This is a genomic window from Winogradskya consettensis (assembly GCF_018332715.1).
Classification (GTDB): domain Bacteria; phylum Actinomycetota; class Actinomycetes; order Mycobacteriales; family Micromonosporaceae; genus Actinoplanes; species Actinoplanes consettensis.
In genome coordinates, this window is record NZ_BOQP01000022.1 from 146,700 (window position 1) to 171,583 (window position 24,884).

The 24,884-nt window shown below is 69.2% G+C and carries 28 protein-coding genes; 16 read left to right on the plus strand and 12 right to left on the minus strand.

From position 1 onward, the window contains the following. Positions 1-28 precede the first annotated feature (28 nt). Positions 29-1,300, plus strand: coding sequence for an NAD(P)-binding domain-containing protein (locus Aco04nite_RS21955; RefSeq protein WP_212999112.1), 1,272 nt, complete (start codon positions 29-31; stop codon positions 1,298-1,300). 121 nt (positions 1,301-1,421) lie between these two features. Beyond that, the gene (locus Aco04nite_RS21960) at positions 1,422-2,228 is read left to right on the plus strand and encodes a sulfite exporter TauE/SafE family protein (RefSeq protein WP_212999113.1); all 807 of its coding nucleotides are present in this window, start codon (positions 1,422-1,424) and stop codon (positions 2,226-2,228) included. Between the two features lie 53 nt (positions 2,229-2,281). On the opposite strand, the gene Aco04nite_RS21965 is transcribed toward Aco04nite_RS21960, so the two are convergent. Together Aco04nite_RS21965 and budC are read right to left on the minus strand one after the other, a co-directional pair. Next, complete coding sequence (locus Aco04nite_RS21965) at positions 2,282-3,238, minus strand: alpha/beta hydrolase (protein WP_212999114.1); 957 nt, start codon at positions 3,236-3,238, stop codon at positions 2,282-2,284. A 131-nt stretch (positions 3,239-3,369) separates the two neighbouring features. Continuing rightward, the gene (gene budC, locus Aco04nite_RS21970; protein ID WP_212999115.1) at positions 3,370-4,131 is read right to left on the minus strand and encodes a meso-2,3-butanediol dehydrogenase; all 762 of its coding nucleotides are present in this window, start codon (positions 4,129-4,131) and stop codon (positions 3,370-3,372) included. 117 nt (positions 4,132-4,248) lie between these two features. Here budC and Aco04nite_RS21975 point away from each other — a divergent pair, with 117 nt between their 5' ends. Beyond that, complete coding sequence (locus tag Aco04nite_RS21975) at positions 4,249-4,815, plus strand: TetR/AcrR family transcriptional regulator (protein WP_244876181.1); 567 nt, start codon at positions 4,249-4,251, stop codon at positions 4,813-4,815. A 22-nt stretch (positions 4,816-4,837) separates the two neighbouring features. Here the strand turns inward: Aco04nite_RS21975 and Aco04nite_RS21980 are convergent, their stop codons facing one another. The 3 genes from Aco04nite_RS21980 to Aco04nite_RS21990 form a co-directional block, all read right to left on the minus strand. Next, positions 4,838-6,109: an HNH endonuclease signature motif containing protein gene (locus Aco04nite_RS21980; protein ID WP_212999116.1), complete on the minus strand. Its 1,272-nt coding sequence runs from the start codon at positions 6,107-6,109 to the stop codon at positions 4,838-4,840. An 87-nt stretch (positions 6,110-6,196) separates the two neighbouring features. Further along, entirely contained in the window at positions 6,197-7,408 is a 1,212-nt protein-coding gene (locus Aco04nite_RS21985) for a hypothetical protein (protein WP_212999117.1), read from the minus strand. After that, on the minus strand, positions 7,405-7,920 hold the full coding sequence (locus Aco04nite_RS21990; RefSeq protein ID WP_212999118.1) for a SigE family RNA polymerase sigma factor: 516 nt from the start codon (positions 7,918-7,920) through the stop codon (positions 7,405-7,407). The genes Aco04nite_RS21985 and Aco04nite_RS21990 overlap by 4 nt, the downstream gene beginning before the upstream one ends. Positions 7,921-8,136: 216 nt before the next feature. On the opposite strand from Aco04nite_RS21990, the gene helR reads away from it, so the two are divergent. From helR to Aco04nite_RS22025, 8 genes are read left to right on the plus strand one after another with little or no spacing between them, the layout of a single operon-like run. Continuing rightward, positions 8,137-10,257 carry an RNA polymerase recycling motor ATPase HelR gene (gene helR / locus Aco04nite_RS21995; protein ID WP_244876195.1) on the plus strand — a complete coding sequence of 707 codons (2,121 nt, stop codon included), beginning with the start codon at positions 8,137-8,139 and terminating at the stop codon, positions 10,255-10,257. Between the two features lie 17 nt (positions 10,258-10,274). Next, positions 10,275-10,727 carry a redox-sensitive transcriptional activator SoxR gene (gene soxR / locus Aco04nite_RS22000; RefSeq protein WP_212999120.1) on the plus strand — a complete coding sequence of 151 codons (453 nt, stop codon included), beginning with the start codon at positions 10,275-10,277 and terminating at the stop codon, positions 10,725-10,727. A 33-nt stretch (positions 10,728-10,760) separates the two neighbouring features. Continuing rightward, entirely contained in the window at positions 10,761-11,279 is a 519-nt protein-coding gene (locus Aco04nite_RS22005) for a flavin reductase family protein (protein ID WP_244876182.1), read from the plus strand. After that, on the plus strand, positions 11,279-11,683 hold the full coding sequence (gene sodN, locus Aco04nite_RS22010; RefSeq protein WP_212999121.1) for a superoxide dismutase, Ni: 405 nt from the start codon (positions 11,279-11,281) through the stop codon (positions 11,681-11,683). Before Aco04nite_RS22005 ends, sodN begins: the two co-directional genes overlap by 1 nt. A gap of 16 nt (positions 11,684-11,699) precedes the next feature. Next, positions 11,700-11,933, plus strand: a complete 234-nt coding sequence (locus Aco04nite_RS49000) for a hypothetical protein (RefSeq protein ID WP_244876183.1) — start codon at positions 11,700-11,702, stop codon at positions 11,931-11,933. After that, complete coding sequence (locus Aco04nite_RS22015) at positions 11,888-12,766, plus strand: radical SAM protein (RefSeq protein WP_244876184.1); 879 nt, start codon at positions 11,888-11,890, stop codon at positions 12,764-12,766. The genes Aco04nite_RS49000 and Aco04nite_RS22015 overlap by 46 nt, the downstream gene beginning before the upstream one ends. 19 nt (positions 12,767-12,785) lie before the next feature. Next, positions 12,786-13,694 carry an SCO6745 family protein gene (locus Aco04nite_RS22020; RefSeq protein ID WP_212999122.1) on the plus strand — a complete coding sequence of 303 codons (909 nt, stop codon included), beginning with the start codon at positions 12,786-12,788 and terminating at the stop codon, positions 13,692-13,694. Next, on the plus strand, positions 13,691-14,314 hold the full coding sequence (locus Aco04nite_RS22025; RefSeq protein WP_212999123.1) for a GNAT family N-acetyltransferase: 624 nt from the start codon (positions 13,691-13,693) through the stop codon (positions 14,312-14,314). The genes Aco04nite_RS22020 and Aco04nite_RS22025 overlap by 4 nt, the downstream gene beginning before the upstream one ends. On the opposite strand, the gene Aco04nite_RS22030 is transcribed toward Aco04nite_RS22025, so the two are convergent. From Aco04nite_RS22030 to Aco04nite_RS22040, 3 genes are read right to left on the minus strand one after another with little or no spacing between them, the layout of a single operon-like run. Continuing rightward, positions 14,311-15,174 carry a hypothetical protein gene (locus tag Aco04nite_RS22030; RefSeq protein WP_212999124.1) on the minus strand — a complete coding sequence of 288 codons (864 nt, stop codon included), beginning with the start codon at positions 15,172-15,174 and terminating at the stop codon, positions 14,311-14,313. The genes Aco04nite_RS22025 and Aco04nite_RS22030 overlap by 4 nt on opposite strands. Positions 15,175-15,192: 18 nt before the next feature. Further along, the gene (locus Aco04nite_RS22035; RefSeq protein WP_498370766.1) at positions 15,193-16,017 is read right to left on the minus strand and encodes a DUF72 domain-containing protein; all 825 of its coding nucleotides are present in this window, start codon (positions 16,015-16,017) and stop codon (positions 15,193-15,195) included. A gap of 10 nt (positions 16,018-16,027) precedes the next feature. Beyond that, positions 16,028-16,858: an alpha/beta hydrolase gene (locus tag Aco04nite_RS22040; RefSeq protein ID WP_212999125.1), complete on the minus strand. Its 831-nt coding sequence runs from the start codon at positions 16,856-16,858 to the stop codon at positions 16,028-16,030. A 62-nt stretch (positions 16,859-16,920) separates the two neighbouring features. Between Aco04nite_RS22040 and Aco04nite_RS22045 the strand changes: the two genes are divergently transcribed. After that, a complete protein-coding gene (locus Aco04nite_RS22045) occupies positions 16,921-17,250 on the plus strand; it encodes a winged helix-turn-helix transcriptional regulator (protein ID WP_203834740.1) in 330 nt (109 codons plus the stop codon). 7 nt (positions 17,251-17,257) lie between these two features. On the opposite strand, the gene Aco04nite_RS22050 is transcribed toward Aco04nite_RS22045, so the two are convergent. Continuing rightward, the gene (locus Aco04nite_RS22050) at positions 17,258-17,851 is read right to left on the minus strand and encodes a hypothetical protein (protein ID WP_212999126.1); all 594 of its coding nucleotides are present in this window, start codon (positions 17,849-17,851) and stop codon (positions 17,258-17,260) included. 137 nt (positions 17,852-17,988) lie between these two features. On the opposite strand from Aco04nite_RS22050, the gene Aco04nite_RS22055 reads away from it, so the two are divergent. Together Aco04nite_RS22055 and Aco04nite_RS22060 are read left to right on the plus strand one after the other, a co-directional pair. Continuing rightward, on the plus strand, positions 17,989-18,588 hold the full coding sequence (locus Aco04nite_RS22055) for a TetR/AcrR family transcriptional regulator (RefSeq protein WP_212999127.1): 600 nt from the start codon (positions 17,989-17,991) through the stop codon (positions 18,586-18,588). A gap of 2 nt (positions 18,589-18,590) precedes the next feature. Then, complete coding sequence (locus Aco04nite_RS22060; RefSeq protein ID WP_212999128.1) at positions 18,591-19,748, plus strand: epoxide hydrolase family protein; 1,158 nt, start codon at positions 18,591-18,593, stop codon at positions 19,746-19,748. Here Aco04nite_RS22060 and Aco04nite_RS22065 read toward each other — a convergent pair. Genes Aco04nite_RS22065 through Aco04nite_RS22075 form a run of 3 tightly spaced genes read right to left on the minus strand, consistent with a single transcriptional unit; the run spans position 19,732 to position 22,524 of the window. Then, a complete protein-coding gene (locus Aco04nite_RS22065; protein ID WP_212999129.1) occupies positions 19,732-20,163 on the minus strand; it encodes a DUF5959 family protein in 432 nt (143 codons plus the stop codon). The genes Aco04nite_RS22060 and Aco04nite_RS22065 overlap by 17 nt on opposite strands. Positions 20,164-20,211: 48 nt before the next feature. Beyond that, on the minus strand, positions 20,212-20,499 hold the full coding sequence (locus tag Aco04nite_RS22070; RefSeq protein ID WP_212999130.1) for a type II toxin-antitoxin system Phd/YefM family antitoxin: 288 nt from the start codon (positions 20,497-20,499) through the stop codon (positions 20,212-20,214). Between the two features lie 57 nt (positions 20,500-20,556). Continuing rightward, a complete protein-coding gene (locus Aco04nite_RS22075; protein WP_212999131.1) occupies positions 20,557-22,524 on the minus strand; it encodes an APC family permease in 1,968 nt (655 codons plus the stop codon). Between the two features lie 59 nt (positions 22,525-22,583). Here Aco04nite_RS22075 and Aco04nite_RS22080 point away from each other — a divergent pair, with 59 nt between their 5' ends. Further along, positions 22,584-23,393: an SDR family NAD(P)-dependent oxidoreductase gene (locus Aco04nite_RS22080; protein ID WP_244876185.1), complete on the plus strand. Its 810-nt coding sequence runs from the start codon at positions 22,584-22,586 to the stop codon at positions 23,391-23,393. Positions 23,394-23,495: 102 nt separating this feature from the next. Next, entirely contained in the window at positions 23,496-24,833 is a 1,338-nt protein-coding gene (locus tag Aco04nite_RS22085; protein WP_212999133.1) for a ferredoxin reductase family protein, read from the plus strand. Positions 24,834-24,884 lie beyond the last annotated feature (51 nt).

The following is a 24,884-nucleotide window of genomic DNA, read 5'->3' on the forward strand; positions in this document are numbered from 1 at the left end:
TCACCCACCATGCGAGGAGATTCGTACGATGAGCGAGACCCCGGACACGGTGGTGGTTGTCGGGGCGGGCCCGGTCGGTCTTGCCGCCGCCGCCCACCTGACCGAGCGCGGCATCGGCTTCGTGCTCCTCGAAGCGGGCGAGCACCCCGCCGCCGCCGTACGGCAGTGGGGTCACGTCCGCCTGTTCTCCCCGTGGCGGTTCAATATCGACGCCGCCGCGGCCCGGCTGCTCACCGGCGCCGGTTGGATACGCCCCGACGACGGCGAGCTGCCCACCGGCGCCCAGCTCGCCGCCGACTACCTGCAGCCCCTCGCCGACCTGCCCGCGATCAAGCCGCACATCCGTTACGGCGCCCGCGTCACCGCCGTCACCCGGCTCGGCCTGGACCGGGTCAGGACGGCCGGCCGTGAGACCACCCCGTTCCTCGTGCGTCTCGCCGACGGCACCGACGTCCTGGCCACCGCGGTCATCGACGCCTCCGGCACCTGGGACCTGCCCAACGTACTGGGCTCCTCCGGCATCCCCGCGCACGGTGAGACCGCCGCTGCCGCCGCCATCGAACCGGCACTGCCCGACGTCCTCGGCCGCGACCGCGACCGTTTCGCCGGCCGCCGGACCCTGGTCGTGGGCGCCGGACATTCCGCGGCGAACACCCTGCTCGCCCTGGCCGACCTCGCCGGACAGGAGCCCGGCACCACCGTCACCTGGGCGATCCGCGCCACCGACCCCACTCGCGCCTACGGCGGCGGCGAAGCTGACGCCCTGCCCGCACGCGGTGCAATCGGCACCCGCCTTCGCGCACACGTCGACCACGGCACGATCACCCTCCTGACGGGCTTCGGCGTCCAGCGCCTGTCCCCGGCCGGCACCAGCATCGAGGTCTCCGACGGGCACCGCACCGTCACCGCCGACCGCATCGTGTCAGCAACCGGCTTCCGCCCCGACCACACCATGGTCAGCGAGCTACGCCTCGACCTGGACCCCATCATGAGCTCCACCCGCCGCCTGGCCCCGCTCATCGACCCGAACGAACACACCTGCGGCACCGTCCCACCGCACGGCGTCGACGAACTGACCCACCCGGAGCCCGGCTACTACGCCATCGGCGCGAAATCCTACGGCCGAGCCCCAACATTCCTCCTGGCCACAGGCTACGAACAGGCCCGCTCAGTAACCGCCGCCCTCACCGGCGACTGGCCGGCCGCCCGCACCGTCCAGCTCAACCTCCCCGAAACCGGCGTCTGCACCAGCAACCCGACCATCACCGACGACACCACCCCCGGCAGCTGCTGCAGCTGAACCCGGCGAGGTCACGTCCCGCCCCGTCGACCTGTCCCGCACCCGCCGCCTCCCGGACCGGACCGGGCCAGGCCAGGCCGGGCCAGGCCGGGCCGGCGTCCCGGTGGCTATGGTGGCGGCCATGATCTCGGTGACCTGGCAGACCGGCGTGGCCGGGTTCGCGGCGGGACTGGTGATCTCGCTGGTCACCGCTCCGGTCGGGGTGTCGGGTGCGGTGTTCCTGCTGCCGGTTCAGCTCAGCGTGCTGCACGTTCCCAACCCGGCGGTCACGCCGACGAATCTGCTGTTCAATGTGGTCGCGGGACCCGGTGCGCTCGCCCGATACCGCCGCGCCGGCGGCCTTACCGGATCACTGGCACGGCTTCTGCTCGCCGGAACCCTGCCCGGGGTGGTTCTCGGCGCCTGCATCCGGGTCTTCGCGATTCCCGGACCCCGCGTCTTCCGCCTTGTTGTGGCCGTCGTGCTGCTGCCTCTCGGGGTCTGGCTCATCGCTCGAGCAGCTCAACCCGGCACCCGGGACCGGCACCCGCTGTCCCGGCGTACCGTCCTCGGTCTCGGCGTAGCGGTCGGCACCATCGGCGGCATCTACGGCATCGGCGGCGGATCCCTGCTCGGCCCGATCCTCGCCGGCCGTGGCACCCCCATGACGATCATCGCCCCGGCGGCCCTGGCCTGCACCTTCCTCACATCGATCGCCGGCGCGCTCACCTACGGCCTGCTCGCGTTCACCACAACCGGCGACATCGCCCCGCACTGGACACTCGGCCTGCTGTGCGGCGCCGGCGGCCTCATCGGTGGCTACCTCGGCGCACGCCTGCAGCCGCGGCTCCCCGAACGCACCCTGCGACTATTGCTCGGCGGCCTGGCCACCGCACTCGCAGTCCTCTACCTCGTCCAGAGCGTCCATCTCGTCCAGAGCGCGGCCTGAGCAACGCCTGAGCGGATCAGCTGCGCAGGCTGTGGCACAAGAAGGTGTGCCAGTCAGCTGCGCAGGTTGCGGCGCAGGAAAGTGTGCCAGGTCTGTTCGAAAGAACGGGTCAGGGCCGACTTCGCGGCAAAACGGTCCCAGGCGTGGAACGCGCGCGCGTACAGATGCAGGTCGACCGGGACGCCCGCGGCGAGTAGCCGGCCGGCGAAGTCGATGCCCTCGTCGCGGAGCAGGTCGAACTGGGCGACCGCGATGAAGGTGTCCGGCAGGCCGGTGAGGTCGGTGGCCCGGCCCGGCGCGGCGTACGGATGGACGTTCTCCCGCCCGCCGAGCACCGCTTCCCAGGCGAGCTGGATGTCCCGGCGAGCGAAGACCACCTCGGCGGCGGGGTCGTGGCTGGACGGTGTGTCGAGACGGTCGTCGAGCATCGGGTAGAGCAGCGACAGCGAACGCGGCTGCCGACCATCGCGGTCCCGCACCATGAGCGCGGTGGCCGCGGCCGGTGCCCCGCCACCGCTGGCACCGGCAAGCCCGATCCGGTCCGGATCGATCCCGTGGTCACCGGCATGAGCAACAAGATATGTGTACGCGAGCCAGCCGTCCTCCGCCGCGCCAGGAGCCGGCGTCTCCGGCGCAAGCCGGTAACCCACAGCGGCCAGCACACAATCAAGATCAAGAGCCAGCCCCGTGTGGTACGCGTCATCGGCGCGAGCATTCTCCCCGAGCACCTGCGCCCCGGCGTGGAACCAGAGCAGCCCCGGGCGTCGAACATGCCCGCCGTCAGCGGGCCGGTACAGCACAACCTCGAGCTCGGTCCCGTCGTCCCGCGCAATCCGCAGCGTCTCGATCACCACCCGGGGATCCGGGGTCACCGGGACCGAATACGCGCGGTGTTGTGCGCGCAGCCCGGGAATGTCGGAGAGTTCGAGCAGCGTGCCGTTGGCCGCCTTGGGCAGGGCCGCAAACGCGGCGGCGAGTTCGGGGTCGAGCGCATCGATGATTCCAGGCATGAGAACGGTCCTTAAACGAGAGAGCTGAAACCGTCAGAAGAGCAAGGGCTGAGGTCATCGGAAGAGCGAGGGCTGAGGCCATCAGAAGTAGCCAGGGCTGAGGCCATCAGAAGTAGCCAGGGCTGAGGCCATCAGAAGAGGGAGGGCTGGCCGCTGCCGGCGGTGATGCCGCCGTCGACGGGCAGGATGGTGCCGGTGATGAAGCGGGCGTCGGTGGAGGCCAGGAAGCTGACCGCGGCGGCGACGTCGGCCGGGGTGCTGAAGCCGGCGAGGGCGCGCCGCTCGTTGAAGCGTTCGATCATGTCCGCGTACGTGTCGGCCAGTTCTTCCGGGCCGGTGAGCGACGGGGCGACGGTGTTGACCCGGATGCCGTACTGGCCGAGGTCGAAGGCGAGGCCGCGGGTGAAGTTCACGACCGCGCCCTTGGCCGCGTTGTAGGCGGTGAGCCGGCGGTCGCCGCCGAGCCCGGAGGCGGAGGCGATCTGCACGATGTTGCCGCGGCTCTCCTTCAGGTACGGCAGGGCCGCCTGCGCACCGAAGAAGCAGCTGTCGACGTCCGTGCTCATGATCAGCCGCCAGTCGGCGAGGGTGGTCTCGGCGAACTCCCTGGCGAGTCCGAGGCCGGCGTTGGACACCAGGACGTCGATGCCGCCGAACCGGGCCGCGCCGGCGTCGATCATCGCCCGCACCTCGTCCTGGCTGGTGACGTCGGTGGCGACGGCGAGCGCGCGGTCGCCGCCGAGCTCGGCAGCGAGGGCGTCCAGCCGGTCCTTGCGCCGTGCCGCGAGGACGAGATTCGCCCCTTCGGCCGCAAACCGGCGGGCGATGCCGTCGCCGATGCCGGAACTCGCTCCGGTGACGACGACCGTCCTGCCGAGGAAACGCTGTTCCATGGGGGCCTTCTTTTCGTCAGTAACTGACACAACGTTATGTCAGAAACTGACGGTACAACGAGTCAGTCACTGACGCAACGAAACGTCAGTGACTGACTTTTGTGCTAGGGTCGGTTTGTGCCACGCAATGGTGAAGAGGTGCGGCTACGGCTGCAGGAGGCCGCGCTGGAGCTGTACCTGGAGCGGGGCTACGACAAGACCACGACCGGCGACATCGCCGCGCGCGCCGGCGTCACCGAGCGGACGTTCTTCCGCCACTTCACCGACAAGCGCGAGGTCTTCTTCGACGGCCAGGCCGAGCTGCTCACCCTGCTCACCGAGGCCGTCGCCGCAGTGCCGGCCGGCACCAGACCGCTACCCACCCTGCGGGCCGCCTTCCACGAGGCCGTGCCGCTGATCGAGCGGAACCTCCCGGTCACCGAGCGCCGCTACCCGGTCATCATGGCAACGCCGGCGCTACAGGAACGAGCGCTGGCCAAGCACGCGGCACTGGTCGGCGCCCTCACCGAAGCCCTCCAGGCCCGGGGCATCACCGACGATCTCGCCGCACTGTGCGCTCAGGTGGGAATGGACACCTACGCGATCGCCGTCCGCCGCTGGGGCGCCGACCGCACGCACGACCTCCACACCCACCTCGACCAGGCCTTCACCGACCTCCGCCTGGCCTCCAACGCCCTCAAGTAGCGGCAGGCGGGCGCGGCCGGATCTACTGGCGTTGGTGGTATTGGTTGCGGCAGGGTTTCTGATACGGGTCGACGTCCGGTGGCGGAATGAAGTCCGGACGCCGGTCAGGTCCGAACCGGATCCGCCAGCCCGCCCCCGGATCATGCAGAACCTTGTGGTGCCGCACACACAACAGCACCATATTGTCCACATTCGTAGGGCCACCATCCGCCCAGAACCAGACATGATGCGCCTCCGTCCACCGCGGCGGCCGATCACAGCCTGGAAACCCACAACCACGATCACGCAAATGCAGAACACGACGCAACGCCCCCGAAGCCAGACGCCGACGACGGCCGGCATTGAGGACCTGCCCCTGACCACCCAGAACCACAGGCAGAACCCGGGCATCACAGGCCAGGCGCCGCACCGTCTCAGGCGACACCCGCACCCCGGTATCGGTCGTCCCGACACCCAGCGTCTGAGCCAGCGGGTCATAGGCGACCGACACCGACAGTTGCGGCGGCTCACCACCATCGACGGGCAGCTCGGCAGTCCGCAACACCACCCGGCAAACCTCCGTCAGCGCGTCAGCACGCTGCTGCGCCGGAGTCCGCTTGTCATCCGGACTCGGCACACACAACGGATGCAAGGCAGCCTGCACCACTGCGGCGTCTTCAAGACCTAAAGCACCGGACAACCGGACCATGCCATTGACCGGCAACGACATCGTGAACCCACGCCGGGGACGAACACGAGCCTCCTGCCGGGCCAGAGCAGCCGCCCCAGCCTGATCAGCGACCCCCGGCGCGACATGCTCGAGGATCCGCTCCCCCACACGACGCAACTGATAAGCAGGAAACTCCCCCGCCATATCCAGCAGAGCAGTCTCGGCCAGCTCCACAATCGCGTACGTATCCACCGCCCCATCAGTCTGAGCAAGATCATCCGGCAGAGCATCAAGAGTCTCCACGATCACCGCAGCCTGACGCAGATCAACACGACCATCAAGAACAGCCTGCCCGAGCACCGGACGCTGCAACACCTCAGCATGAGCAACAAGCTCCCGAGCCGGTTGCGGATCAACCAGCAACAGCGAACGCAACCAGCCCTTCGCGTTGCGGTACCCCTGAGCTTCGGGGATACCCCGACTGCAGGCCTGACGGACCAGCCGCGCCTGCAGCACCGTGGCGACCTGCGCAAGATGATGCGCAGCGTGCAGCATCCCCGTCACATCATGATCGGACAACGGCCACAAAGGAGCAGCGGCAAGCTCCGCCGCCCCCTTGCTCAACCGCTCCAACTCCGCCAACATGAGACCCAGAATAGAACACACGTACGATAACCTACGAGCTCCGGAGAGACTGGAATCCGACACTGGAAACCGGGGGCCGCGCGAGACTCAGTCGCAGGTCCAGGTCACGGCGCGGCCGCTGTTCCGGTCGCCCTTCTGGGTGAAGATGTAGATGCTGCCGGTTACGGTTCTGCCGTCGTCGCTGATACCGAGGACACCGAGGAGGCCGTCCACCGGGGCCCGGCCGAGGGGGCGAGCCACGCCGTTGACGTACACGTACGTCTTCGCGTCGTCGTACAGGCCGATCATGCTTCCTTCGCCGCCCGCCACCTGCGGTGCGCCGAACTGGGCGGGCAGTTCCTCGGATTTTCCGGTGACGACGTTGTAGCGGAAGCCGGTGACGAAGCCCTGGCCGGGGACGGTGTCCGAGCCCACGGCCCAGCCGTTCGCGATCCCGGTCAGGGAACGCTCGTCGCGCCCGGCCGGTGCGGGCAGTTCCCGGACGCTTCCGTCGGGCAGCCACAGCGCCGCCTTCGTCGATCCGCCGCCCTGGAGGTAGCCGATGACGGTGCCGCTCTCGTCCATGCCGTCCGCCCCGCCGGCGTAGTAGCCGTCCGGCAGTGCCAGCTTGGTGGGCTCGGCGTCGGGGCGCTGCCAGACGACCGCCGAGCCGGGTTGCTGCGAGCCCGCGATCCGGCCGTTGTCGGTGATCGCTACGGCGACTCCGTTGCCGCCTTTGAGCGCGGTCAACGACCCGTCCGCGTAGACGTACGGCGTGGTCCGGCCCGAAGCGGAGGTGATGGTGACCACGAACTCGCCCTTGCCGTTCAGCGCGTAGCTCGCGTCCGTGAACGTGGGCAGCGTGACCTCGGAGACCTTCGCGCCGCTCCGCCACACGACCGCTTTCACCTTGCCGCCGCTGCTCTTCTGCTCCTCCAGCACGTACCGGCCGGTGTGATCCACGGCGTACACCATGGTGGTCGGTCCTGGCAGGAATGCGCTGCGGCATTCGGCGCCGACCGGGGCGGGTGACCGGCTCGGCGCGGGTGCAGAGGCGCCGGGAGAGGGGGCGCCGGGAGAGGGGAAGCTCGGAGAGGACATGGGTACGCCACTCGGGTGCGCCGTGTTCCGCACGGAGACCGCCGTCCCCGCACCCACCGCCGCCACGGCCACCACCGCCAGCGCCGTGGTGCCCCAGGTGCGGGTCCTGCGTCGCCGATCGCCGGCCCGGATGATCTCCGTGAGGTCGAGCCGCTGCGCGCCGACGGGCTCGCCGGCCAGCGGGCCGAGCAGGGCGCGGGCGTCGTCGTTGTTGCTCATCGGGCTCCCTTCAGGGTCATTTCCGGCCGGCGGGTGCCGAGGATCTTGCGCAGGGCGGAGAGGGCGTGGCTGGTCTGCGATTTGACGGTTCCTTCGGAGCAGTCGAGCAGCATGGCGACGTCCGCGACGCTGCGATCGCACAGGAAGCGCAGCACCAGTACGGCCTGCTGGCCGGGGGTGAGCCGGGACAGCGCCGCGCGCAGCACCTGCTTCTCCTCCACGCCGGAGCCGGATTCGGGCAGGTCGGGGGCGGTGGCACCGAACAGCCGCACCTTCCACCAGCCGCGCCGCCGCTCGTTGATGAAGGTCCGCACGAGGATCCGCTGCACGTACGCGTCGACGTTGTCCGCGCGCGACACCAGCCGCCACTTGGAGTAGACGGTGGTCAGCGCCTCCTGCACCAGGTCATCGGCCTGATGGGTGTCGCCGCAGAGCAGGTACGCCGAGCGTCTCAGCGGCACCGCCCGCCCGCGGACGTAGGCGGCAAACCCCTCCGGGTCCGCGTCAGTCATCTGTACTCCCGTCGCATGTCACGAACCACCGACGCGATCCGCCGCGAATCGGTTGTGGCAAACGAAGAGATTTTTCAAAGAGCCGGAGGTGTACGCACTCCTCGCCCTTTCTAACGTATATCGCACCCCCGGGCTTGTGGCAAGACCCGGGTCATGCCGCAGAATCGTCGTTCGAAGCCGAAAATCTACGCAAATGGGAGCCCGCCCGTGGCCGATGTGACGACCAGCGCGTTCGATCTGCCCGACAACGCCAAGGCCGACCCGAGGCTGATCACCCGCGACGAGCACCACTTCGCGGCGATCGCCGCGAGCATGCGCGAGCGTGTGGCCGAGTTGTCCGAGCGGCTCGACGCCGAGCGGAAGGCGCCCGGTGGCACGGGTCAGCAGGCGATGGACCGGGACATGGAGGTGCACCGGCTGACCGCGCGGCTGCGTACCCTGCGGCGTTTCGGTCTTGATCTGTGCCTGGGCCACATGATCGGCCAAGAAGATCCAGAGCCGGTGTACGTCGGGCGTCTCGGGCTGACCGACAACGCGGGCCGGCACCTGTTGCTCGACTGGCGCTCGCCCGCGGCCGAGCCGTTCTTCGGGGCGACCCACGCGAACCCGATGGGGCTGGCGAGCCGCCGCCGTTACCGCTGGACCCGCGGCCGGATCACCGACTACTGGGACGAGGTCTTCACCGCGGACGGGTTCGAGGGGCACGCGGCAGCGCTCGACGACCAGTCCGCGTTCATCGCCAGCCTCGGCAGCAACCGGTCGGCGCGGATGCGTGACGTGCTGGGCACCATCCAGGCCGATCAGGACGCCATCATCCGGGCGGGGTCGAGCGGGGCGCTCGTCGTCGACGGCGGGCCCGGCACGGGGAAAACCGTTGTCGCGCTGCACCGTACGGCGTACCTGCTGTATTCCGATCCCCGGCTCGGCCCGCGCAGGGGCGGGGTGCTGTTCGTCGGCCCGCACCAGCCGTACCTGAACTATGTCGCCGATGTGCTGCCCAGTCTCGGCGAGGAGGACGTGCAGACCTGCACCCTGCGGGACCTCGTGGCGCAGGGTGCCGCAGCGGCAGACGAGAAGGATCCGGAGGTGGCCCGGCTCAAGTCGTCCGCGGACCTTGTCAAGGCGATCGAGGCGGCCGTCCGGTTCTACGAGGAGCCACCCGCGAAGGGAATGACGGTCTCCACGGACTGGTCCGAGGTACGCCTGACCGCCGCCGACTGGGCCGAGGCGTTCGACACCCCGTCGCCCGGCACCGCGCACAACGAGGCCCGCGACCAGGTGTGGGACGAGCTGATCGCGATCCTGATGGACAAGTACGACGGCGACGAGCGGGAACTGCGCGGCAACGAGGAACTGCTCGGCGCGTTCAACCGGGCGTGGCCGCTGATCGACGCCGCCGACCTCGTCGCGGACCTGTGGTCGGTGCCTGCCTACCTGCGTAAATGCGCGCCCTGGCTCAGCCCCGAGGACGTACGCACCCTGCAGCGCGCCGACCCCCAGGCCTGGACCGTGCCGGACCTCCCCCTGCTGGACGCTGCCCGGCAACGGCTCGGCGATCCCGAGGTGTCCCGGCGACGGCGCCGGCAGGACGCCGCCGTCGCCGCCGAACGCGCGCGGATGTCCCGGGTCGTCGACGACCTGCTCGCCGTGGAGGTCGACGGCGAGGACGAGCTGACGATGATGCACGGGATGCTGCGCGGCAGCGACATCCAGGGCTCGATGGTGGACGAGGCGGCACTGCGGACGACCAGCCCGGATCTGCTCGCCGGGCCGTTCGCGCACGTCGTCGTGGACGAGGCGCAGGAGCTGACCGACGCGGAGTGGCAGATGCTGCTGCTGCGCTGCCCGTCACGCAGTTTCACCATCGTCGGGGACCGCGCCCAGGCCCGGCACGGGTTCACGGAGTCGTGGCGCGAGCGGCTGGAACGGATCGGGCTGGACCGGGTCGAGCTGGCGACGCTGAGCATCAACTACCGCACGCCCGCGGAGATCATGGCGGAGGCCGAACCCGTCATCCGGGCGGCGCTTCCCGACGCCAACGTGCCGATCTCCATCAGGAACAGTGGGCTTCCCGTCGTACACACATCGGTGTCGGCATTGAGCTCGATCCTCGAGTCCTGGCTGGCCACGCACGCGGAGGGAGTCGCCTGCGTGATCGGTGCAGCCGGCGGCGAGGACACCGCCCGGGTCCGGTACCTGACCCCCGAACTGTCGAAGGGGCTCGAGTTCGACCTGGTCGTCCTCGTCGACCCGAAGCGGTACGGAGCCGTCGACCGCTACGTAGCGATGACCCGGGCGACGCAACAGCTGATCATCCTTGATCTCAACCAAGGTTGAGGTTCTATCGTGCGCGGATGGATCCGGAGGACCGTCTCACTGTCGGCGAGGTCATGCACCGCACGGGGGTGTCGGCGTCGGCCCTGCGCTTCTACGAGGCCAAGGGGCTGATCACCGCCGAGCGCAACGGTGGCAACCAGCGTCTCTACCCCCGGCACATGCTGCGGCGCATCTCGCTGATCCTGGTCGCCAAGCGGCTCGGCATCCATCTCACCAGCGTCGCCGAGATCTTCGCCACCCTGCCCGCGGACAGCGCGCCGACCCAGGAGGAGTGGCAGCGCGTCTCGCGGGCCTGGAAGGGCGAGCTGGAGGGCCGGCGGCGCTACATCGAGAACCTGGAACACCAGCTCACGAGCTGTATCGGCTGCGGCTGCCTCTCCATGAAGTCGTGCGCGCTGATGAACCCCGAGGACGGTCTCGGCCGCCGCGGCCAGGGCCCGGTCCGATTGGAGGAAGCAAGTCGCTGTTGACTTCAAGCGCCGTTGAAGTTTTACCGTCAACCCGTGGATCACGTCATGGACGACATCGGCGAGCGGCTCAAGGGTGCCTTCCGCAGGTACCCGACGGGCGTGGCAGTCATCAGCGCGGCCTCCCCTGCGGGCCCGGTGGGCCTGACGGCATCCAGTGTCGCGTCGGTGTCGGTCAGTCCCCCGGCGCTGTCGTTCTCCGTCATGGGCACCCCGTCGGCGCGGGCACTGCTACAGGCAGCAAGCTTCGTCGTGCACCTGCTGGGTCCGAAACACGCGGCTCTGGCAGGGGATTTTGCGCGTACGGGTGGAGCGCGCTTCACTCCCGAACAAGGCTGGAGCACGTTGCCGTCAGGAGAACCGATCCTGCCCGACGCGCTCGCCGCCATGCGGGTCGCGCCGTTGCAGCTCGTGCCCGTCGGCGACTCGACGATCGTGGTCGCGCAAGTGCTCGACGTGTTCCACGGACCGGAGGACGGCCGACTCGTCCACCATGCCCGAGAGTTCATCACGTTGCCCTTCACCACGTTGACCCCGGAAAGAACAGGATCCTGATGCGTACGTCACGCTTCTTCCGCCCGCGCACCGTCGTGAGCGCCCACTGCGATCTGCCCTGTGGCGTCTACGACCCGGCGCAGGCCCGCATCGAGGCCGAGTCGGTCAAGGCGATCGCCCAGAAGTACCAGGCCAGCACCGACCCGGAGTTCCGGACCCGGGCGCTGATCATCAAGGAGCAGCGCTCCGAGCTGGTCAAGCATCACCTGTGGGTGCTGTGGACCGACTACTTCAAGGCCCCGCACTTCGAGAAGTACCCTCAGTTGAACGGCCTCTTCAACGAGGCGACCAAGCTGGCCGGCGCCGGCGGGGCGAAGGGCTCCGTGGACCCGGCCGTGGCGGAGAACCTGCTGGGCAAGATCGAGGAGATCTCGAAGATCTTCTGGGAAACCAAGCAGGCGTAACCCGAGGAGTCGTTACATGCAGCGCACCGAGCTCGTCGAAGGCCTGATGGGTCGTTTCCCCCACGTCCCGCGCGAAGCGGTCATCAAGGAGGACCTGCTGCGCGGCGGGCTGGCCTTCGACGACTCGGCGTTGACCGACAACGAGCACGGCGACGTGAAGCCGAAGTCGTACTTCATCTTCTGCTGTCCAACGGCAAGCAGGTCATGGAGGTCGCCCCGACGATCCAGTGGGGCTATCTCATCTACCTGACGGCGTTCCGCGTCTGCCAGTACTTCGGCGCCAAAGAGGAGTGCCAGTACTGCGACATCAACCACAACTGGCGCCAGCACAAGGCAGCCGGCCGCCCGTACACCGGCGTCAAGCCCGTCGACGAGATCCTGGAAGCCCTGGAGATCATCGACAAGTACGACACCGCGAAGACGTCCCAGGCGTACACGCTGACCGGCGGCAGCATCACCTCGCACGTCGGCGGCAAGACCGAGGCTGACTTCTACGGCCAGTACGCCCAGGCGATCGAGGAGCGTTTCCCCGGACGCTGGATCGGCAAGGTCGTCGCCCAGGCGCTGCCCCGCGCCGACGTGCAACGCTTCCACGACTACGGGATCCGCATCTACCACCCCAATTACGAGGTGTGGGACAAGAAGCTCTTCGAGCTCTACTGCCCGGGCAAGGAAAGGTACGTCGGCCGCGAGGAGTGGCACCGCCGCATCCTCGAATCCGCCGAAGTCTTCGGCCCCCGCAACGTCATCCCCAACTTCGTCGCCGGCGTCGAGATGGCCGCCCCGCACGGCTTCACCACCGTCGACGAGGCGATCGACTCCACCGCCGAAGGCCTGCAGTACTTCATGTCGCGGGGCATCACGCCCCGCTTCACCACCTGGTGCCCGGAGCCGACCACGCCGCTCGGCAAGGCCAACCCGGAGGGCGCGCCGCTCGAATACCACGTCCGGCTGCTGGAGGTCTACCGCGCGACCATGGAGGCTAACGGCCTGTCCAGCCCGCCCGGATACGGCCCGGCCGGCCCCGGCAACGCCGTCTTCTCCGTCAGCTCCTTCATGGACAGTCTTACGCCGGCCACCTGATGGCACTAGCATCTTTACGATGACTAGTTCACTGCCGCGCAAGATGTGGATGCTGCTCGAACCGGTACACGCCCTGCTCTACTACGCCCCCGAGGCCGGTGCGGAGGCGGCCGCGGAGGGATACGACCCGGCGGACCGTTGGCAGAGTTACTTCGCGTGGCGGGCGGCGCCGCTCGGGGCAGCCGGGCCGGGGCTGGTCACGGCCTCGTTCTACAGCTTCTCGCCCGCGAAGGTCGCGCGGTATGTGCCCGCCACCTGGGAGGTCGCGTCTGCCGGGGAGGCGCTGGCGAGCAGGTTGCGGGCAGTGGACAGCTCTCTGCGTACGGTGTGGGGCGAAGAGATCGGCAGCGCGGCACTGGCGGAAGCCGCGAAGCTGGCCCGCACCGCCGCCGAGGCCTGCGTCACCACCGGCCGGGTCCTGGCCGCCGCCAACCAGGACCTGCCCTGGCCCGACGAGCCCCACCTCGCGCTCTGGCAGGCATCCATGGTCCTGCGCGAGCACCGCGGCGACGGCCACGTGGCAGCCCTGCTCACGGCGGGTCTCGACGGCTGCGAGTCGCTGGTGTCGTTCGCGGCGATCGGCGCGGCCCCGGTGACGACGTTCGGCAGCCGGGAGTGGACCCCGGAGGAATGGCAGGCCGCCACCGAACGGCTCACCGCGCGGGGCTGGCTCAACCCGGACGGCACCGCCACCCCGCTCGCCCACGAGACCCGCGCCGAGATCGAGCGGACAACCGACGCCCTGGCCGAGTCGCCGTGGGAAGCCCTCGGCCCCGAAGCCACCCGCCGCCTCGTCACCCTCACCGCCCCACTGACCACCACCATCGTCAAGGCCGGCATTCTCCCCGGCGTCTCCACCCTGGGCATCCGGCCCCCGAAAACAGGGCAGCCCTCGCCTGCGGAGCGGCCCCCGGCGGCAGAGCTGTGACCGCGGATCTGATGGCGGGCTGGGCCCGGGGGTGGGCGGTGTCGCGCGGCGCCCCGGCGCCGGTGCCGCGGGCGGGCGGCTGGTTCATCCCGACCGGAGTCCCCGGCGAGGCAGCCCGCTACCTGCTGCACGACAGCGCCGACGTCCCCCGGGTGACCGGCACCGAGGTCCAGCCGCACACCTGGATCAAGGTGAGCGCCGCCCCCGACGACGTCCTCCCGCACCTGCCGGCAGGCTGGGAACGCCGCCACGACGGGCACCTGATGCACCGCCGGCTCGGCGACTCGCCTTCCGCGCCCCTGACCGAGGGTTACACCGCGCGACTCGACGACACCGGCACCGGTGCGGTCAAGGTCGTCATCCGGGAGAGCGACGGCGAGGTCGCCGCGAAAGCTCAGGCCGGCATCGCCGCCCCGATCGTGGTCTTCGACCGGGTCGAGACGCTCCCCGCCCACCAACGCCGCGGCCTCGGCCGCGCCGCGATGACCCTGCTCACCACCCACGTCGCCACGAGAGCGAGCGCGGGCATCCTCGTCGCCACCGACGAGGGCCGCGCCCTCTACGAAACCCTCGGCTGGATCACCGCTTCCCCCGTGACCGTCATCGAATACGTACCTTAGGCCGGGTGCAGGTTAGCCCAGGTGCGAGCTGTCGGGGCCGCGCCGGCCCATTCCTCCAGCAGGGTGCGGGCGTCGTCCTGCGTCGCGCCGAGGAAAAGCCGCTGCTCGTTGGCGTAGTCGCGGCTCTCCTGGCGGATCGAGGATTCGCTGCAGCAGGTGCAGAGGTCGACCCGGCTCGCCAAAATCTCGATGCCGAGGCTGCGCCGGGAGAACGCGACCTGCAGATCGTGCAGATCGGCCGGTTGGTCGGCGTTCACCAGCACCGACAGGGTGGCGAGCGGCGATTCCTCGGCAAGCACGAGCTCGTCGAAGACCGGGACGGTCAGATCGCCGGTCGTCCGCTCACCATTGGGGGCGCCGTCGTGCACGACCACCTCACCGAAGCGGCGGGAGGGGTCGAACGGCACACTGATCACCCGGGCGCGCGTCGGGCAGAGCCGCAGCGCCCACACCACCTCGCCCACGTCCCGCAACCGCACGCAGGTCGGCCCGAAGTCCTCGTTGATCGGCCCGCTGCCGGGCGGCACCGACAGGCCGTAACCGTCCCAGCAGTCACGCGCCGTCGCCCAGTCACCCAGAATGGTGGCCACGGTCCCGAGATTCCAGAACGCGGGCTCCTCGGCTCCCCTGCGCACGTGCGTGACCGCGATCTTTCCCGTCTCGTACGCGCGAGGCCAGTCCCGGGCGAACTTGTACGCGAGCGCGGCGTCGAACCACGTGGCGGCAGCCATCTCCCCCGTCAACGACGGCGCGGCCGTGGCCAGTAACTCCCCGGCCAGCGGCCAGTCCTCGGCCTCGAAGGCCGTGTAGGCCCGCCCCATCGTTTCCCTGACCGCTGCCGACATTCCCCGCGAGAACATGCGCGGGAAAATAACACCTCAGAAAAGCGTCGTCGGCTCGGGCAGGGTGGGTTCGGGCAACGGTTCCAGATTTGGTACGCGAGCGCGGACCTCGTCGTGGAAACGCCGGGCCAGCGCGGGGGCGTCGACGTTGTCGGGGGTGTGCATGAACATCGTCGGGGAGCGGCCCTCGCGCAGCCATTGCGCGATGGCGGTGACCCAGGGCTGCCAGCCCTCGACCGTGCGCTCGACCGAGTCGCGGCCCAGATAGCGAACGATCGGGTGGTCGGTCAGAGCGACGTCCCGTAACGGCATTCGCGGTTTCTTCGTCCACGCGTCACGTTCGGCGTCGCTCGTCGGCGGGGTCCGGAAGAACGCGGTGGTGTCGAAGGGGACCCATTCGGCGCGGACCGGGGCGAGGACGTTCTCGAGGGGCGCCGGGGTGTCGAAGAAGGTGCGGTCGCGGACCTCCACGGCGTACCGGTAAATGCTGGGGAGCCTGCGCAGGAAACGGCCGAGAGTGTCGACGTCAGCGGGGGTGAACGAACCCGGCAGTTGGACCCAGAGCGCGTGCACCCGCGGGCCGAGCGGTTCGATGGCATCGAGGAACGCCCGCATCTCGGTTTCGCAATTCGCGAGCCGCAGGGTGTGCGTAACGGTCTTCGGCAGCTTGACCACGAACCGGAAATCGGGGTCCGTCTGCCCCGCCCACGACGCCGCCGTCTCCCGTGACGGCGTCGCGTAGAACGTGGTGTTCCCCTCGACCGCGTTGCACCATTGCGCGTAGGACCGTAACCGTTCCTGCGGCTCCGAGAACTGCCACGCCTTGTGGGTCCACATCGCGCATCCGACATGCAAACGCATGCCTGGAAATTTACAGGTGGCGGTGCAGGAACTCCGCGGCGGCGTCAGCGGCCTCAGTCACGAAGGGCTCGTTGTCGTAGAGGTCGATGTGCTGCTCGGCGTCCAGCCAGCGGATCTCTTTGGGACCCGTGGCCTGCTGATATGCGGCTTCGGCGAGCTCCGGGGAGCAGTAGTCGTCGGTCCGCCCGTGCACGATCAGCAGGGGCGTCGCGGCGAGCAGCGGGGCCGCGCCGAGGGCGTCGAAGGTCATCAGCGAATGCAGCGAGCCGTACGTCACCCGGTTCTCCCAATGCTCCGCCGCTGACCGGGAGGTGCCGTAGTACGCGTACGGTTCGGCACCTCCCATCGCCGCGGGCCCACCATCCGGCGCGACCGCGGGCAACTCCTCGTCGTAGCGTTCGATGAAGGAACGGATTGCCTGCCGGTAACCGTCCGGATCGCCCGCACTGAACCGGGCCGGGCTGTTGTAGGCGCCCGCGATCCCGGCCACGGCCCCGATTCGCGGATCGGTCGCCGCGGCCCGCAACGCATATCCGCCGCCGAGACAGACACCGACGATCCCGATCCGGTCGGTGTATTCCCCGAGCAGGCCGACCGCGGCGCGCAGGTCGGCGAGTTTGCCCTGACTGTCCTCGTGAGCACGGCGTCCGCCGCTCTCCCCGAACCCCCGATGGTCAAAGGCCAAAGTGGTCAGTCCCGCGTCGTTCAGCCTTTTCGCGTACGTTCCGGCGACCTGTTTCTTCACTCCGGTGAACGGGCCGGTGAGGACAACGGCCTTGTCCCCGGCCCGTTGCAGATCGCCGGCCAGTGTGATGCCGTCGGCGGTAAAAGTAACGTCCATGGCGTCGACGCTAGGGCGTTCGCGGGACGACGGACAGAAGGCACTTCGCGGTACCCTTCGGCATGTCGTTGCGGGTTCCGGACGTGCTCGAAGAAAGCTGCTCGACGCGCCAGGCGCTCGAACGGCTCGCGTCGAAATGGCGGGTCCTGCTCCTCTACGCGCTGATGGACGGCCCGCAACGCCCCGCTCAGCTGCGCCGGCGGGTCGCGGGCATCACCCAGAAGGTCCTCACCGAAACCCTGCGCGGCATGGAGAGCGATGGCCTGGTCGAGCGCCGGGTCCTCAAGGAAACACCCCCGCAGCACGTCGAATACTCGCTGACCGAGCTGGGCCGCACCCTGGAGAAGCCGCTCGCCGCGATCTGCGAATGGGCGGCCTCCCCAGCATCGTGAGCCGCGATCAGCTCCGCAGCTTGGTCATGGTCGCGGCGACCACCGGGGGCAGCAGTTCGGAGTCGGCCGGGTCGGGTTCCCCGAAGAGCGTCCCGATCATGATCGTGATGTAGAGATTGCCGTCCCACGCCGCCATGTGCGGTCCGGTCAGCTCATCAACGTACGAGTACGCGCCGGTGCCCAGGCCGGGAATGTCGGTCAGCGTGCTGTTCTTGGCCTCGGCCTTCTTGAACCCGTCGAACATGATGTTCGCGATGGGCTCCTGGTAGACCTCCATCTGGATCATCACGGTGTGGTTCTTGTACGCCAGCGTGCACGACGCCATGGTCGACAGCTTCGTCGTGGTGACGTCCTCGCGCTGAATCTTGCGATTTGTCAGCTTCGCATCCATCGCGGTCGTGTCGGCGCCGTCGCACGCCTTCTTCGGCGCCCGGTAAACGGCAGCCACGGCAGGCGCACTGGACTGCGTCGCCGCGCTGCTCGCCGAACTGCTCGCCGGGCTGCTCTGCGCCTCTTCCGCCGCGCCACCACAGGCAGTCGCACAGATCAATGTCATGGCCGCGATCGCGACGCTCTTCCTGATATCCCCGTTGAATCGCATCGAAGAAGTCTCATACAAGCCATCAACGCTGGTCAGCCCCGGGGTACACCGCCGTGTCACGGGCCACCCCGGGTGCGTGCAGCGGTCATCTCGCGCTTGCCGCTGCCGACTTGTGAACTGTACAGTACCGTTCACATATGGAGGTGGTCATGGAACCGGCGAAGTCCTCGTCGCGTGGCCCGGCCCGCGAGCAGGCGATCCTGAACGCCGCGGTGGCCCTGGTCGCGGAGATCGGTTATGAGCGGGTCACCGTCGATGCGATCGCGGCCCGGGCCCGCGCGTCCAAGGCGACGATGTACCGCAAGTGGCCGGGCAAGGCCGAGCTGGTCGCGGATGCCCTGCGCCGGCACGCCGAGGGTGGTGTCACCGAGCTGCCCGACACCGGCAGCCTGCGAGGTGACCTCGTCGCCGTCGTGAGTGCCATCGCCGCGACGTTCGACGGGTCCGACGGCGGCCCGTCGCTGCTCGCGCTGGTCGAGGCGATCCGCGCTGACCCGGACCTGCGCGACATCGTCCGCGGTCAGATCGATGAACGCAGCCGGCAGGACGGGGAGACCATCTGCCGCCGGGCCGTCACCCGCGGCGAAGCGGTCGACGGGACCCGGGGCCCCGCGGTGGTCGGGCTGACGGTCGCCCACCTGTTCCTGCGCACGATGCTCGGCGGCGCGCCACCCGCCCCGGACGAGCAGGAAGCCTTCGTCGACCAGATCCTGCTTCCACTGATCTCCAAGGGGTAGCCATGTCCGCGACCATAGAACCGTTCACCCTCCACGTCCCCGACGAGGACCTCGCCGATCTGCACCGGCGCCTCGACGCCGTGCGCTGGCCGGCGGGCAGCACCGTCGACGACACCAGCCAGGGCCCGACGCGGGACAAGCTGCAGGCGCTCGTCGAGCACTGGCGCGACAAGTACGACTGGCGCGCCTGCGAGGCGCAGCTCAACGCGCTCGGTCAGTACCGCACCACGATCGACGGCCTCGACATCGACTTCCTGCACATCCGCTCGCCCGAGCCCGGGGCACTGCCGCTGATCATGACGCACGGCTGGCCCGGCTCGGTCCTCGAATTCCGCAAGGTGATCGGCCCGCTGACCGACCCGGCCGCCCACGGTGGCGACCCCCGCGACGCCTTCCACCTGGTCATTCCGACGCTGCCCGGTTTCGGTTTCTCCGCGAAGCCCGCGGAGACCGGCTGGACCCCCGGCCGGATCGCCGACGCCTGGATCACCCTGATGGACCGCCTCGGTTACGACAGGTGGGGCGCTCAGGGCGGCGACCTGGGCTGCGCGGTCACCGACGAGATCGCCCGCCGCGCCCCCGCGGGCCTGACCGGGATGCATCTCAACTTCGCGATGTTCGGCCCCACCCCGGACGAGATCGCCGACGCCACCCCGGACGAACAGGCCATGCTGGCCAGCGCGAAATACTTCTGGGACAACCTTTCCGGGTACGCGAAACAGCAGTCGACGCGCCCCCAGACGATCGGCTATTCCCTCGCCGACTCCCCCGTAGGACAGGCCGCCTGGATCTACGCCATGCTCCAGGACACGTGCGGCACCCCCGGCAACGCCGAGGCCACGTTCACGCTCGACGAGATGCTCGACGACATCATGCTCTACTGGCTGCCCAACTCCGGCGCCTCAACAGCCCGCATGTACTGGGAAATGACCCGCTCGAACTGGTCCGCCCCGGCCACCGTCGACGCCCCGGCCACCGTCCCCACCGGCTTCACCATGTCCCCGAAGGAGCACGTGCGAAAGTCCCGCCGCTGGCTCGAACGCCGCTACAGCACCATCGTCCACTTCGACGAACTCCCCGCCGGCGGCCACTTCACCGCCCTCGAACAACCCGAAGGCTTCACCGCCGCCGTCCGCGCCACCTTCACCCACCTCCGCTGACAAAACGATAGGTGGCCAGCACCGCCGCGAGGTGCTCACGTTGCGCGCCGACCCAGTCGTCCGGCAGCGCGACCGGGACCACGACGGTCACCATCGAGACGAATTCGTCCTCGACCTCGACATCCGGGCAGTCGCGGGTGCCGTGCAGCCGGATCCGGATCGCGGGTCCACGACCGTTCCCCAACCACATGGCGTCGTCCCCCGCCGCCAGCTGGTCGAGGAAGACAGCCAGGGACTGGAGGTTGGCGGGCCAGATCGCCAGGTCGGAGCTGCCCCGCACGAAGGGTGACTCCACCACGATCCGGGCGGCCAGCGCCTTCGGCCATCTCGGGTGCGGCCCGCTGACCTCGACCCGGACGGCGTTGCCATCCTCGTCGGCCAGGGAGAGCAGTGGCAGCGGTCCCTGTTCCGGCATGGTCGGATCCTGCCAGAGCCGCACCCGTTGCGTCCGAGCTGGGCCAGGTCAGCGGATCGGCGGTGTTCGGTCCTGGGCGGCCAGGCCCAGGTCCTGGCTGACGACCTGCGGGGTCGAAGGGCCACCGCCGGCCACGCCGCCGCCGAGACGGACGATCTGGGCCGGGGGCTGGGCGGCGTCGAGCTCTTCGAGACGGGCCAGGTCCTCGGCGGAGATCAGCGCGGCGATGGGTTTGCCGTGGCGGGTGATCACGATGCGCTCGCTGGCGTAGACCGCTCGGTTGATCAGGTCCGCGAAGGCGGCGCGGGCCTGGGTAACCGGAACTTTGTAGTCCATGCCATGGAAATGTACTGCCCCGCTCAGCCGCCGGCCCCGGACGGCCACGGGGTGTCGTCAGCCTCCCACGTGGATGCCGGGGCGGCGGGCGGGATCAGGTTCGGTGCGGCGGAGGATTTCGCGGACGACCGGGGCGGTGTCGCCCCGGCCCAGAAGCAGATAGCGGAAGAGGTGGACCAGGGGGCTGCCTTCGGCCCACTCGAAATAGCACTGGGGGCGTACGCCGGCCGCGTCGCGCAGGGCGAGCAGGATCGCGGCGATGGCGTTCGGGGCGGCCGGGCTCTGGGCGCGCAGGACGTGGTAGCCCTGGACGTCGACGCCATGGACGACCAGGACGTTGCTGAAGCTGGACGGGTCGACGACCTCGATCTCGAGGAAGATGATGTCGGCGCCGGTCGGGACGGGGTTCATGCCGCGCTGTTCGCGTTCCTTGGCGTAGTACTCCGCTTGGTCGCCGGCCTCGCGGCGGTTGGTGACGATGTTGAGCTCGCCGTCGTAGGCGATCGAGGCGGCGATGTGGTCGCGGGCCAGCTCGTCGAACTCGATGCGGTCGGCGCGCAGCTCGGTGGTGCGGGTGACGCGGGAGATCAACGAGACCACGATGATGCCGGCGATGAAGACGCCGGAGATGGCGATGCCGTCCGGCTTTTCGATGATGTTGTCGCCCAGGGCGTACAGAAGGATCAGGGTGAGGGTGGTGAAGCCCGCAGCCGCGCCGCGTTGCCGGCGGCGGAACGCGGAGATCGCGACGGCGACGGCACCGGAGACCATCATGGCCAGGATGCCGGTCGCATATGCCCCGGCCTGCGCGTTGACGTCGGCGCCGAACGCGATGGTGATGCCGACGCTGATCGCGGTGTAGACGAGCACGACCGGGCGCACCGCGCGGGCCCATTCCGGTGCCATGCCGTAACCGGGCAGGTAACGGGGCACGATGTTGATCAGGCCTGCCATCGCGGACGCGCCCGCGAACCAGAGGATCAGGACGCTGCTGATGTCGTAGGTCGTGCCGAAGACCTCGCCGAGCTTGTCGTGCGCGAGGTAGGCCAGCGCCCGCCCGTTGGCCGCGCCGCCGGGCTCGAACTCCTCGTGCGGGATCAGCACGGTGGTGACGAAGCTGGTGAGCAGCAGGTAGACGCTCATGATCAGCGCCGCCACGGTGAGCAGCTTGCGGGTGTTGCGGATGCGGGACTCGCGGCGCTCCTCCGCGGTCTTCCCCGTGCTGGCGATCAACGGCATCATGCTGACGCCGGTCTCGAAGCCGGAGAGGCCGAGCACCAGGGCGGGAAACGCCAGTAACGCCGACGAGACCGTGCCGAACCCGCCCGCGGAGACGCCGTGCAGCCACGTCGAGAACGCGTCCGGGACTGTGAACACGTCGATCAGCCCGACGACCGTGATCACCGCGTTGAGCCCGAGGAAGATCACCACGAGCGGGATGGCGACCTTCACGGCCTCGCTGAAACCGAGCAGGAACACGAAGCCCAGGATCAGCAGCAGCACGACGGTGATCAGCACCGCGTGCCCGTGCAGGACACCGGGCAGGTAGGGGTTCTCCGACATGTGCACGGTGGCGTCCGCGGCGGACAGCGTGATCGTGATGATCCACGAGGTGGCGACAAAGCCGAGCAGCACGAGGACGAACAGCTTGCCGTACCAGAAGGGCAGCAGGTCCTCGAGCATCGCGACCGAGCCCTGGCCGTTGGGGCTCTCCCGGGCGACCCTGCGATACATGGGGAGCATGCCGAGCAGGGTCAGCGCGACGATCAGCAGCGTGGCCAGCGGTGACAGTGCCCCGGCGGCGAGCGCCGCGATGGCCGGCAGGTAGGACAGGGTGGAGAAGTAGTCGACGCCGGTCAGCGCCATGACCTTCCACCACGGCTGCTGGTGGCCCGCGGTCTCGGGCGACTCCGGCCCCACGGGCTGGACGCGGTTGGCCAGCAGCCAGCGGGTGACCCGGTGGGCGGGTGCGGGTGCCGGGTCCGGCATCGCCACGGAATGCGGCACTTCGATCTGGGAGCTCATCGGTTGACAGAATGCACCATGGGTACGACACCTGCATCAGCGAGCGAAGGACAGGTCATATGCGCACCATCGTGATCACGGGCGCGAGCTCCGGCGTGGGCCTGGCGGCGGCGAAGCAACTGGCCGCGATGGGTGACCAGATCGTTGCCGTGGGCCGCGATCCCCGCCGGCTGGGCGCGGCGATGGCCGAGATCCGCAAGGCCGCGACCGGCCCCGAGCCCGACGAGGTCAGGGCCGACTTCGAAACCCTCGAGGACGTACGGTTGGTAGCTGAGCACGTACTCAGCGCGTACGAAAAGATTGACGTCCTGGCGAACAATGCTGGCGGCATGCTGGGGTCTTATCGAGTGACCCCGGACGGCTTCGAAGCGACCGCGCAGAGCAACCACCTGGCGCCCTTCCTGCTCGCGAACCTCCTGCGTGAGCGGCTCAGTGGCGGCCGCATCATCGGCACCTCCTCGGACGCGCACCGCCGTGCCCGCGTCGACCCGGACGACTTCACCGGCGACCCGCAAGCCTGGAGCGCGTGGCGGGCCTACGGCGCGGCCAAGGGCGAGAACATCCTGTTCGCGGCGGAGGCGGCCCGCCGCTGGCCGGACATCCTGTCGGTCTCGTTCCACCCGGGCCTGGTCCGCACGAACTTCGGCGCCGACCCCGCAACCCGCCTGGTCTACAAGATCTGGCCGTTCCTGATCACCGCCCAGAAGGCGGGCGCACTGCTGACCTGGCTCGCGACGGCCCCGGCGAACGAACTGACGACCGGCGCCTACTACGTCGGCCGCAAGGTCACCGAACCACGACAGTGGGTCACCGACCCGGAGCTCGCCGCCCGCCTCTGGACCTCGAGCGCACAGGCGGTCAACTTGTAGGAGACCGCTGCCGACCACCCCCGATAACCATTAACGGCCCCGGGCATTACCTTCTTCACTCACCCCTGCCACCAGCGCTTTTGTCTTTGTAGGTTGACGCGCATGCTCCCCCGCGTCAACCCGACCCCACGCTGGTGGTCCGGCGCCGCGGGCCTGGCCGCGACCTCGAGCCTGCTCGTCGTCACGGCATTGTGGGCCACCAATCTCGGCGACTCCTGGACCGGTGCCGCCGGCCGGCTAGCGGCGCTCTGGTCGGCGGACCTCCTGCTCATCCAGGTCGTCCTCATGGCGCGCATCCCGATGATCGAACGCGCTTTCGGCCAGGACACCCTCGCCCGCCGGCACCGCTGGACCGGCTTCGCGTCGTTCCATCTGCTGCTCATCCACATTGTCCTGGCGACTTACTCCTACGCGGCGGGCGGCTCACTCTTCGCCCAGTTCGCGTCATTCATCGCCGATTACCCCGGAATGCTGCTCGCGCTGGGCGGAACGGTCGCGCTCATCCTGGTGGTCATCACATCAGTACGCACGGCACGTCGCCGCTTGCGCTACGAGTCCTGGCATCTACTGCACCTGTACGCGTACCTCGGCGTCGCACTCGCCCTACCGCACCAGATCTGGACCGGCACGGACTTCATCGCCAATCCGCTCGCGCGAGCATATTGGTGGAGCTTGTACGCCCTCGCCGCTTCCAGCGTCGTGGTGTTCCGCGTTCTCCGACCGTTGTGGCGAACCCTGCGGCACCGTCTCGTGGTCGATCACATCGTCCCGGAAGCGCACGGCCTGGTCTCGGTCTATCTGCGGGGCCGAGCCCTGGAACGCCTCCCGGTCCGCGCCGGCCAGTTCTTCGTATGGCGCTTCCTGGACGGGCCAGGATGGACGCGCGGCAATCCGTTCTCCCTCTCAGGCCCACCGAACGGCAACCAGCTCCGGATCACGGTGAAGCAACTGGGTGACGGCAGCTCCCGGGTCGCGCACCTTTCCCCGGGCACATCGGTGCTGATCGAGGGCCCCTACGGCCGTTTGACCGCGGAGTCCTATAGGGGCGGCCCGGTAACGATGCTGGCCTGCGGGGTGGGCATCACGCCATTGCTCGCGCTGCTGTGGGATCTCCCCTACGGCCAGGGCCAGGCCACGCTGATCTACCGAGCGCGGGAGGCCTCCGAAGTCGCCTTCCTCGACGAAATCGAATGGCTCGCAGCCCAACGCGGCGTCCGCCTGGTCCCGCTGATCGGACCCCGCGCCCGCTCCGGCTCGTGGCTCCCTGCCGAATACGCGGACTATTCAGATGCCGAAGCGCTGCGTGTCCTGTCGCCGGACATCACCCGCCACGACCTCTACCTCTGCGGCCCGGACCCCTGGACGGACGCGGTCCGCTCGGCGGCCCGAACAGCCGGCGTCCCCTCCGCCCAGGTCCACCGCGAACGGTTCGGCTGGTAGAGATGCGCCGAATCGTTTTATGGCTGCTGTCCACAGTCGTGATAGTCGTGC

Bases quoted from the DNA above. Each gene is read 5' to 3' on its own strand.
- Aco04nite_RS22050 (WP_212999126.1), bottom strand. From the start codon at position 17,851: ATGCGATTCAACGGGGATATCAGGAAGAGCGTCGCGATCGCGGCCATG.
- Aco04nite_RS22035 (WP_498370766.1), bottom strand. From the start codon at position 16,017: ATGCGTTTGCATGTCGGATGCGCGATGTGGACCCACAAGGCGTGGCAG.
- Aco04nite_RS22030 (WP_212999124.1), bottom strand. From the start codon at position 15,174: ATGTTCTCGCGGGGAATGTCGGCAGCGGTCAGGGAAACGATGGGGCGG.
- budC (WP_212999115.1), bottom strand. From the start codon at position 4,131: ATGGAACAGCGTTTCCTCGGCAGGACGGTCGTCGTCACCGGAGCGAGT.
- Aco04nite_RS21955 (WP_212999112.1), top strand. From the start codon at position 29: ATGAGCGAGACCCCGGACACGGTGGTGGTTGTCGGGGCGGGCCCGGTC.
- Aco04nite_RS21980 (WP_212999116.1), bottom strand. From the start codon at position 6,109: ATGTTGGCGGAGTTGGAGCGGTTGAGCAAGGGGGCGGCGGAGCTTGCC.
- Aco04nite_RS22015 (WP_244876184.1), top strand. From the start codon at position 11,888: ATGGAGGTCGCCCCGACGATCCAGTGGGGCTATCTCATCTACCTGACG.
- sodN (WP_212999121.1), top strand. From the start codon at position 11,279: ATGCGTACGTCACGCTTCTTCCGCCCGCGCACCGTCGTGAGCGCCCAC.
- Aco04nite_RS22055 (WP_212999127.1), top strand. From the start codon at position 17,989: ATGGAGGTGGTCATGGAACCGGCGAAGTCCTCGTCGCGTGGCCCGGCC.
- Aco04nite_RS22070 (WP_212999130.1), bottom strand. From the start codon at position 20,499: ATGGACTACAAAGTTCCGGTTACCCAGGCCCGCGCCGCCTTCGCGGAC.
- Aco04nite_RS22020 (WP_212999122.1), top strand. From the start codon at position 12,786: ATGACTAGTTCACTGCCGCGCAAGATGTGGATGCTGCTCGAACCGGTA.
- Aco04nite_RS22045 (WP_203834740.1), top strand. From the start codon at position 16,921: ATGTCGTTGCGGGTTCCGGACGTGCTCGAAGAAAGCTGCTCGACGCGC.
- Aco04nite_RS21960 (WP_212999113.1), top strand. From the start codon at position 1,422: ATGATCTCGGTGACCTGGCAGACCGGCGTGGCCGGGTTCGCGGCGGGA.
- Aco04nite_RS22085 (WP_212999133.1), top strand. From the start codon at position 23,496: ATGCTCCCCCGCGTCAACCCGACCCCACGCTGGTGGTCCGGCGCCGCG.
- Aco04nite_RS49000 (WP_244876183.1), top strand. From the start codon at position 11,700: ATGCAGCGCACCGAGCTCGTCGAAGGCCTGATGGGTCGTTTCCCCCAC.
- Aco04nite_RS21990 (WP_212999118.1), bottom strand. From the start codon at position 7,920: ATGACTGACGCGGACCCGGAGGGGTTTGCCGCCTACGTCCGCGGGCGG.
- Aco04nite_RS22080 (WP_244876185.1), top strand. From the start codon at position 22,584: ATGCGCACCATCGTGATCACGGGCGCGAGCTCCGGCGTGGGCCTGGCG.
- Aco04nite_RS22075 (WP_212999131.1), bottom strand. From the start codon at position 22,524: ATGAGCTCCCAGATCGAAGTGCCGCATTCCGTGGCGATGCCGGACCCG.
- soxR (WP_212999120.1), top strand. From the start codon at position 10,275: ATGGATCCGGAGGACCGTCTCACTGTCGGCGAGGTCATGCACCGCACG.
- Aco04nite_RS22060 (WP_212999128.1), top strand. From the start codon at position 18,591: ATGTCCGCGACCATAGAACCGTTCACCCTCCACGTCCCCGACGAGGAC.
- Aco04nite_RS22065 (WP_212999129.1), bottom strand. From the start codon at position 20,163: ATGCCGGAACAGGGACCGCTGCCACTGCTCTCCCTGGCCGACGAGGAT.
- Aco04nite_RS22040 (WP_212999125.1), bottom strand. From the start codon at position 16,858: ATGGACGTTACTTTTACCGCCGACGGCATCACACTGGCCGGCGATCTG.
- Aco04nite_RS21985 (WP_212999117.1), bottom strand. From the start codon at position 7,408: ATGAGCAACAACGACGACGCCCGCGCCCTGCTCGGCCCGCTGGCCGGC.
- Aco04nite_RS21965 (WP_212999114.1), bottom strand. From the start codon at position 3,238: ATGCCTGGAATCATCGATGCGCTCGACCCCGAACTCGCCGCCGCGTTT.